This window comes from Moorena sp. SIO3B2, from assembly GCF_010692525.1.
Lineage (GTDB): Bacteria > Cyanobacteriota > Cyanobacteriia > Cyanobacteriales > Coleofasciculaceae > Moorena > Moorena producens.
The window spans coordinates 1-7,413 of record NZ_JAAHHE010000300.1 but is presented as its reverse complement, the minus strand read 5'-3'; the positions used below and the strand labels follow the sequence as shown (position 1 = coordinate 7,413).

At 39.6% G+C, this 7,413-nt stretch carries 10 protein-coding genes and 3 pseudogenes; 8 read left to right on the top strand and 5 right to left on the bottom strand.

Going from position 1 to position 7,413, the window contains the following annotated elements:
• Positions 1-102, top strand: a pseudogene (locus F6K38_RS44505) (IS5/IS1182 family transposase); the annotation flags it as partial.
• Positions 103-193: 91 nt separating this feature from the next.
• On the opposite strand, the gene F6K38_RS31835 reads toward F6K38_RS44505, so the two are convergent.
• A complete protein-coding gene (locus tag F6K38_RS31835) occupies positions 194-646 on the bottom strand; it encodes a hypothetical protein (RefSeq protein ID WP_229414339.1) in 453 nt (150 codons plus the stop codon).
• 111 nt (positions 647-757) lie between these two features.
• On the opposite strand from F6K38_RS31835, the gene F6K38_RS31830 reads away from it, so the two are divergent.
• The gene (locus tag F6K38_RS31830; protein WP_008180453.1) at positions 758-895 is read left to right on the top strand and encodes a hypothetical protein; all 138 of its coding nucleotides are present in this window, start codon (positions 758-760) and stop codon (positions 893-895) included.
• On the opposite strand, the pseudogene F6K38_RS31825 reads toward F6K38_RS31830, so the two are convergent.
• From F6K38_RS31825 to F6K38_RS44500, 3 genes and pseudogenes are all read right to left on the bottom strand, one after another.
• Positions 896-1,215 (bottom strand): annotated as a pseudogene (locus F6K38_RS31825) (IS1 family transposase); the annotation flags it as partial.
• Positions 1,209-1,331, bottom strand: a complete 123-nt coding sequence (locus F6K38_RS31820) for a hypothetical protein (RefSeq protein ID WP_267871994.1) — start codon at positions 1,329-1,331, stop codon at positions 1,209-1,211. The pseudogene F6K38_RS31825 and the gene F6K38_RS31820, both read right to left, overlap by 7 nt.
• A 345-nt stretch (positions 1,332-1,676) precedes the next feature.
• Entirely contained in the window at positions 1,677-1,865 is a 189-nt protein-coding gene (locus F6K38_RS44500; protein WP_438941757.1) for an IS1/IS1595 family N-terminal zinc-binding domain-containing protein, read from the bottom strand.
• Between the two features lie 481 nt (positions 1,866-2,346).
• On the opposite strand from F6K38_RS44500, the gene F6K38_RS31815 reads away from it, so the two are divergent.
• The 6 genes from F6K38_RS31815 to F6K38_RS31795 all read left to right on the top strand — a co-directional run bounded on the left by F6K38_RS31815 (position 2,347) and on the right by F6K38_RS31795 (position 7,029).
• Positions 2,347-3,207, top strand: a complete 861-nt coding sequence (locus F6K38_RS31815) for an ISAs1 family transposase (RefSeq protein ID WP_008180456.1) — start codon at positions 2,347-2,349, stop codon at positions 3,205-3,207.
• A 2-nt stretch (positions 3,208-3,209) separates the two neighbouring features.
• The gene (locus F6K38_RS43665) at positions 3,210-3,548 is read left to right on the top strand and encodes an ISAs1 family transposase (RefSeq protein ID WP_008180458.1); all 339 of its coding nucleotides are present in this window, start codon (positions 3,210-3,212) and stop codon (positions 3,546-3,548) included.
• Positions 3,549-4,083: 535 nt separating this feature from the next.
• The gene (locus F6K38_RS31810) at positions 4,084-4,500 is read left to right on the top strand and encodes a helix-turn-helix domain-containing protein (protein ID WP_008180461.1); all 417 of its coding nucleotides are present in this window, start codon (positions 4,084-4,086) and stop codon (positions 4,498-4,500) included.
• Positions 4,488-4,613, top strand: coding sequence for a hypothetical protein (locus tag F6K38_RS31805; protein WP_267871993.1), 126 nt, complete (start codon positions 4,488-4,490; stop codon positions 4,611-4,613). The genes F6K38_RS31810 and F6K38_RS31805 overlap by 13 nt, the downstream gene beginning before the upstream one ends.
• 43 nt (positions 4,614-4,656) lie before the next feature.
• Positions 4,657-4,896: a hypothetical protein gene (locus F6K38_RS31800; RefSeq protein WP_008180463.1), complete on the top strand. Its 240-nt coding sequence runs from the start codon at positions 4,657-4,659 to the stop codon at positions 4,894-4,896.
• A gap of 288 nt (positions 4,897-5,184) precedes the next feature.
• Positions 5,185-7,029, top strand: a complete 1,845-nt coding sequence (locus F6K38_RS31795) for an ABC1 kinase family protein (RefSeq protein ID WP_287359054.1) — start codon at positions 5,185-5,187, stop codon at positions 7,027-7,029.
• Positions 7,030-7,224: 195 nt separating this feature from the next.
• Here F6K38_RS31795 and F6K38_RS31790 read toward each other — a convergent pair.
• Positions 7,225-7,413, bottom strand: a pseudogene (locus F6K38_RS31790) (IS66 family transposase); the annotation flags it as partial.

The window sequence follows — 7,413 nt, the reverse complement described above, 5'->3', positions numbered from 1 at the left end:
CGCCGTTTGAGTAAGGACTATGAACAGTATACACAGATGAGTGAGGCGATGATTTCTGGTTCTCTCATTCGCCTGATGACAAAACGACTAGCAACAGTTTAAGGTTCTGTTTAGAAATCAGCTCTTAGAGGTGATGAACAAATGTACTCAAACCAAATTAGCCAGGGGATTTAGTCTGTCAACGGTAGGACGACTATTCCCAGGTAATTTCTGGTATTTGCTCGCAAAAGCTGTAAGTGTATCCATCTTTTCTGTGGACTCTTATCAGGTTTTTGACGTGCAAGCTTATTGCCTTTTTCCCCGGGACTGTGTAATTGAAAGAGTTACTTTTGCTTATGGGGTTAACTCTTCCGAACTCCCCAGTCAGGAGGTTTTTGGCTATATCTCCACTACACCAACCTTTGTTCGCGCAGCGTGGCCTACGGCCAATCGGCTTTAATGGGTTGTGTCTGATGGGATAGCCATACTTGTTGAGTGCTGCTTTTTGCCTACCTCCTTGGCCAAAACAAGTTACTAACAGTGGTTGGTTTGTCCTTAACTGCAAGGCTTCAATATCTCCGACACAGGCGGCATCAATCCAATGCTCCTTAGGAAAGCCCAGCTTAGTCCGGTTGTACTTGGTCTGCGCACCCGTTCCAGCAACCACGGGCTTTATCTTTTGAAGTACTTTCACTAACTTATTATACATCTCCATAATACTATAAAATTCTAAAAATAGAGTATAATGGACGTAAATATCCATAGATAAGCGGAAACAATGAGTAATTATACTTGGGATTATATTCAAAAACATCCTAAACAAACCAAAGTATTATTAGGAATTGATTATGATCAATTAACAAAACTGATAAAACAAGGAAAGTTTGGTAGTGATAAACATGTAGTGATGGCCTAATCAAACCGACAAACATTGATTATAGTGATGAATAAAATTCCAAATAGCTCCTAAGTGATTTTCTAATTTTTTTGAAAATGACAAAGTTTTTCTTACCAGACGACTAATCCTTTGTCTTAAGGTATTATTTAATCTTTCAATATGATTAGTTTTAGCAGTTTTTTTTGCTACTGGTTTGTGACGTTTTTGTGGTATTACTGTTTTATAAGCTTCCCAAAAATCTGTATAACACACAGCACATTGTCAGCTGGAGGGAAAGACTGCCATAATTTTTTTGCCGAGTATCGAGTACGATCACCAATATAAACTCCAATTATTTCTCTAGTTTTTTGTTCGCGTAGCGTGGCCAACGGCCATCAATTGCCAACCAAATCCATTGGAGACGAAACCTTAGAGAGGGTCGCCTTATTTCATATAACTTAAAACTCTTACCCATAACCTGTCCCTATAAAGGCCGGAGATGAAACCTTAGAATAAAGGAGCCTTAATCAATAAGTTTTAACCCTTTTATGTATAGCCGAGCAACCAGAAAGGCTCCTTTATTCTTACGGTAACTTCAAACCACTCTCTTACGGTAACTTCAAATGCTGATTATCTTTATTGTTAACAAAAGACCACATTTCATCACATTCTATGGTAATTTTACATGCATGGTTTTTCGGACACCTTGATTTTTCGGGGAGTTTCGGCATATTTTTTATTAACATAATTTTGGAGCCATGTTTTTGAAACTCCAACTGATCGTGCAATGCCAGCTAAAGATATTTTTTCAAGCAAGAGGTCATCTATTATCTTTATTTTTTTTCGACAAGGGTATCGGCTTTTTTGTAGGATTTTTTATAAACTGCTTCTTACAGTTTTTACACAGGTATTTTGGCTTTTTATGATGAGTGCTGCCATTTTTAACTGTTCGCTCACAATTGCAGTAAGGGCAATTAGGTCGGGTTATTAAATCAGGTTTTGCATTCATTGTTTACCAGGAATTGTTTATCAAAAAAGCATTTTATTACTAATAAAAAAATAGCAGTTTCATAAGATTTATTCAATCAATATTTATAATAGATTATATAAGTATTGCTAATAAATTTACAGTCAACTGACTCTATTTTTGAGTAACAAATGTCTTATTTAGGCTAAAGTAAATGTTGTATCACTACATGTTTATCACCACCCTATTTTGAATAAAATGTACTTGACTTGAACCGAGTGAGTAGCTCTCGATTTTGGGTTCTTCCGAACCTGGTGTGCTGGATAAAACCCTGTAGCCCTAATCTGGTAATGGATGGCGAGATTTGAAGTCAGTTTTGAGCAGTTTTAGCCTAAAACACCGCGCAGCATAGGTTTGAGCGATCTTTTACAGACTAAGTTCCGAAGAACCCGATTTTGAGTCTAGACAACAACAAGGAAATCCAGGAGATTAGAGGAGAACCCTTTGAACGAGGCCAATCTTGATGTCCCAAGGTTTTGCTCCGATTACTTCTTCCTGGCCTTGCGCCACCACCAAAAAGCTCAAGGGAAGCATTATGGAAGAATTCATTGGCTTGGATGACCCACGAACGAAACGTCAACCTCAACATCTACTCATTGATATCCTGACAATAACGATACTGGCAGTCATAAGCGGCTCGGATTCCATGGTAGCAATAGAGACTTATGGCAAACGCAAGCAGAAGTGGTTAGAGACGTTTTTGGAGTTACCCTATGGGATTCCTTCCCATGAGACGTTTTCAAGAGTCTTGGCTCAGATCGACCCACAGCAGATGCGTGAATGTTTTTTATCGTGGGTTAGTCACTTGAGTAGAAAGCTTGCCATCAACCTGATCAGCATTGATGGTAAGACCTCGAGAGGTTCCTATGACCGAAATCAGGGAATCACAGCCTTACACACCATCACTGCATGGGCGAGTGAGCATCATCTGGTGTTAGCCCAACAAGCAGTGGAGCAGAAGTCCAATGAGATTACAGCTATCCCGGAACTATTACAGTTGCTAGATCTAACTGGAGCAATTATCACTATTGATGCGATGGGAGCACAAAAGAAGATAGCTGCCCAAATTGTGTCACAGGGTGGGGACTATGTTCTGATGCTCAAGGGTAATCAGGACAATCTTTACAAGGATGTCAAAGCCTTTTTCAAGCAAGCTCAAGCCTTCGATTGGCAAGGAATAGACTACAGCTACACCGAGACCACAGAGGCAGGCCATCATCCCATCGAACATCGTCAGGTTTGGGCAGTAGGTTTGGGCAGTGTCCATCAACCAATGTCCAGCGGTTTTGGGGTGCCCAACAGTGGAAAAGTTTCACGACAGTAGTCATGGTCAAACGAGAGCGACAACTGTGGAATAAAACAACCACACAGATCTGTTACTACATAACCAGTTTAGGAGCTTCGGCCTTAGTCTTGGCCGAAGCGATTCGCTCTCACTGGGGCATTGAAAATAGCTTGCATTGGGTGCTTGATATGACCTTCCATCAAGATGCTAGTCGGATTCGCACTGGACATGGGCCTGAGAATATGGCTGTATTACACCACTTGTGTATCAATTTACTCAACCAAGAACCCTCAAAACAGAGTCTGGCGATGAAACGCTATAGTGCTGCGTTAGATAATGACTATGCTCTGAGTGTTTTGTTGGGGCATGATGTTGTCTAGAGACTCCCAGAAATTGTTACTCCTTCAGAAGACAAAGGAGGAAAGCCTGATCAAGTTCATTACGGCCTATATTAATCACCCTTGAAGCCAGTCATAAATTTATAGCAGTCGCCAGGGCAGTTAGGACATGACAAAAGTCTCACACCCTTTGTAAGCGCAAGAGTTTGACTTCTGACAAATGACTTCTGACAAATGACTTCTGCTATAAATCAAAGGTGTGAAAATTGACTCTGGGTTTGGGATATAGCACCCTTGCCCATAAGTTAGGACATTTTTGAGGGCACCGGTCCGACCACTTCACCATTTTCTAGTCCTAACAAGCTCAAATAATGCTATATCTAGGAAGACTTAATTTAGCTGCGATTACCCTGGGGTTTATGGGTACAGCAAAAACAGCATCGAACTACAAACTGCTACAAAGATTCTTCCGAGACTTTGAGCTGGACTATACCAATCCTAAATGAATTTGGAGAAAAGAGTTCTGTAATGGGTTATAATTTAAAGTGTATTGGTGTAATGAATATATATTAATATTATGACCCTGGAAGAATTAATGGCCAGTAATCGGGATCCCATAGAACTCAAACGAGCAATAGCGATGAAGATGCGCCTTCAAGGTCTCAAGCATCGGGAAATTCAACCAGTATTGGGAGTTCAGTCAAGCTATATAAGTCGTTGGGAACGTCGCAATCGTGAGCAAGGAGTGAAAGGTTTAGAACTAGCCTATAAAGAGAGTTTAGGATATTTAAAGCACTCACAGTCAACAGAAGTAATCCAGCGGATTAAATCTAAAACCCAAACAACTGTATGGGAGGTAATGGACTACATCGAACAGAGTTATGGTGTAGTGTATTGCTCATTACAAAGCTATTACGAATTACTCAAAAAAGCTGGGATGAGTTGGCATAAAGGTAAAAAAGCGATGCAGAGGTGCGACCCGTGGCGAATTTAATTCGCCTACGGAAAACGCACCATTACGGTCTTGGGGGTTTCCCCCACTCGCTATTGCATCAAGACAAAGTCCCAGATAAAATAGCTCTGTGGTGGAGGAACAAAACCAGATGATCGCCGATTGGTTCCTCACCCATGATCAAGACATTAGTTAATCATGGTGAGCAAAAGGAATAGTGAGCAAAAGGAAGTTCACTGTCTCAGATTTGCTCCCTATGCACCAGGAGAAAATCCCATTGAAAATATTTGGGGGCATATCAAGCAACTTTTACGCCATATCCATCTATGGTGTCGCTCTTTCACCATTACAAATAAACTCTTTGAATTATTTATTGAGTATCATTTATTCACTATGCCTGATTTAAGTACTTATGAGGCTTTCTCTGATATCATTTAGGATTGGTATATAATGGTATCAACAGCACTAGGCACATATTTTTGCACCAGGTTATGTTTTTTTTTGAACTTTGAACTTTGTAATTTTCTGAATCTCCTTCAAGGAAAAATTGATATTATTATATCGTTGGTAATTATTTTGATGTTGATCAGTTTCTTTATTTATGTCTGCCAATACCGCAAACTCATCCAAGATGCACTGCAGTACTTTTTAAAGAGTAACAGTTTCAGTAGCGAAACTATCTGCCTAAAAATAGCTAGTTTTTGAGAAGACTACATTCAGGATTTCATGATAGTAAGACTACGAGATATCAATAATTATTATTTAAATTTATTTTTGGCTGCTTATAATATGATCAAGAAAAAAGATATTCCTACTCCTCTTATTGATAACAAACAACGAAAGCAAGTTAAAATAGCTGAAAATTTGGAAGTTCGTCGTTTTTCAACTCTCTACATTATCCAACGATTTATTATTTACTATTTAGGTATACAACGTCGCCGAATTACAAATAAGCCAGATATACAAAAGAATGCGAACGAGCTACGTCAGATATTTGAAGATTTGGGAGGCTTCTGGGTAAAAACGGGTCAGTTGTTAGCATTGCGGACCGATATTTTACCAGATGAGATTTGTGATCAGTTAATACGTCTTCAGTATGAAGCGATTGGATTCCCTATGGCTATAGTTAGATCAACAATTGAGTCAGAGCTAGGAGCACCCATGGAAAAAATATTTCAAGATTTTGATGAGACTCCTTTGGCAGCTGCATCAATTGGTCAGGTTCATAGAGCAACGTTGCGAAGTAAAAGAAAAAATGTTCCGGTAATCGTTAAAATTCAACGTCCAAATCTAGCAGAAGCATTCAAGCGAGATTTGGATTTAATTAAAGTCGTTGCCAAAGTTTTAATTTCTTTTAATTTTATGAGTTACCTACGTTTAGATGAAGCAGTATCGGAGTTAGATAAAATTTTTAATGAGGAATTAGATTATCGCTATGAAGCATCTAATACTCGTAATATGAGAAAAACACTAAAGCAGCATAAAATATATGTTCCAAAGATTTATAACAAATATTCTAAACGTCGAGTTTTAGTTATGGAATATATCGATGGAGTTCTTGCCTCTGATTATATTAAAGTATTGGCTAGGGATCCCGTCAGAGCCTCTCAATGGCAGGATGAAAATGACTTTGATCCTAAAAAAGCGGGTGAAACGATGTTTATTTCATTACTTCGACAAGTATTTGAAGATAACTTGTACCATGGAGATCTACATCCAGGCAATATTATTTTCTTGCGTCGGAGCAAAGTTGCATTCATTGACATGGGTAGCGTGGGATCCCTGGATAGGGAGTTGAGGGTAACTTATAATGAGTATACGAATGCATTGTCAGATGGAGATTTTGCCAAAGCGGCTAATTATATCTTGCGGTTGGCTGTTGATATTCCCAGAGTTAATGTACCTAGAGTCAGGGCAGAGATGTCGAGTGCTATAGAGGTTTGGTCCACCAAAGCCCAACTTAAAGGGATAGAGTATAAAGAAAAGTCTTTTGGTGGGGCAACCGCTGAAGTATCTAAAGTGATTGCCAGATATGGTATCCCAAGTAATTGGACTTTTCTCAAAGTGACTCGATCTTTTTTAACTCTAGATGGTGCACTGCAGTACCTATTACCTGAATTTGATTTCTTCAAGACATCTAGAAAATATAATCGCCAGTCAGATCGACGTGCTCTCAAACAAAGTTTAGAGCCAAAAAGTATTAGAACTTCGATTAACCAGTTCTTTGACACTATTAGCGAGTACAATAACCTGATTTTACCTGAGTTGCGACAACGAACCATCGCATTTGAGTTAACCAGTAATATTTTTGCACTGTTACTGGTAGTAGGTTTGCGTTCTCTCGCATATTTACTCCTAATAACTGAAGCAGTTGTAGTTTATAGTTTCCTTTATCAACATTATTTTAAGGCGATTGAACCTATTCATACTCAATGGGCTGACGAGTTTGTTCAACAAATTCCCCATCTTCCATATCTGGAATGGATTGGTATTTTTATACTGATTGGCCTCAGTGCTAGAACACTGCTTGCGGGAGCAAAAATTCTGGAGCGTAAAGACTTTCCTCAATAGGTAAGGGGGTAGTTAAAATGTAAGGATTCAGGTCTGGCGTCATCAAGTTATTAGGGGATGAAAGGCTTCGTCCCCAATGAATGCACCGAATACCTTGATTGTTCGGCCTTTGGCTTGTAAGCATTCAGCCATCAGCCGTCAGCAGTCAGGCTAAGGCTCACGCTGCTTGAGGTGCTTATTTTATTCAAAAGCACCTCAAGGAGATTCATCTACATGCACCATTAGCTGTCCTTTCACCCATTCCCGCAAGCGGTCAACGCTACCTTTGACCGCTTCTGCCATTCTGGCATTGGTAGCGACCAAAGTTCCCACTCCTACTTCAATGGCACCCAGTTCCCGCAGCAGTTCTTGCTGCAACTCAATCGGAAAGATGCCCGTAGTGCG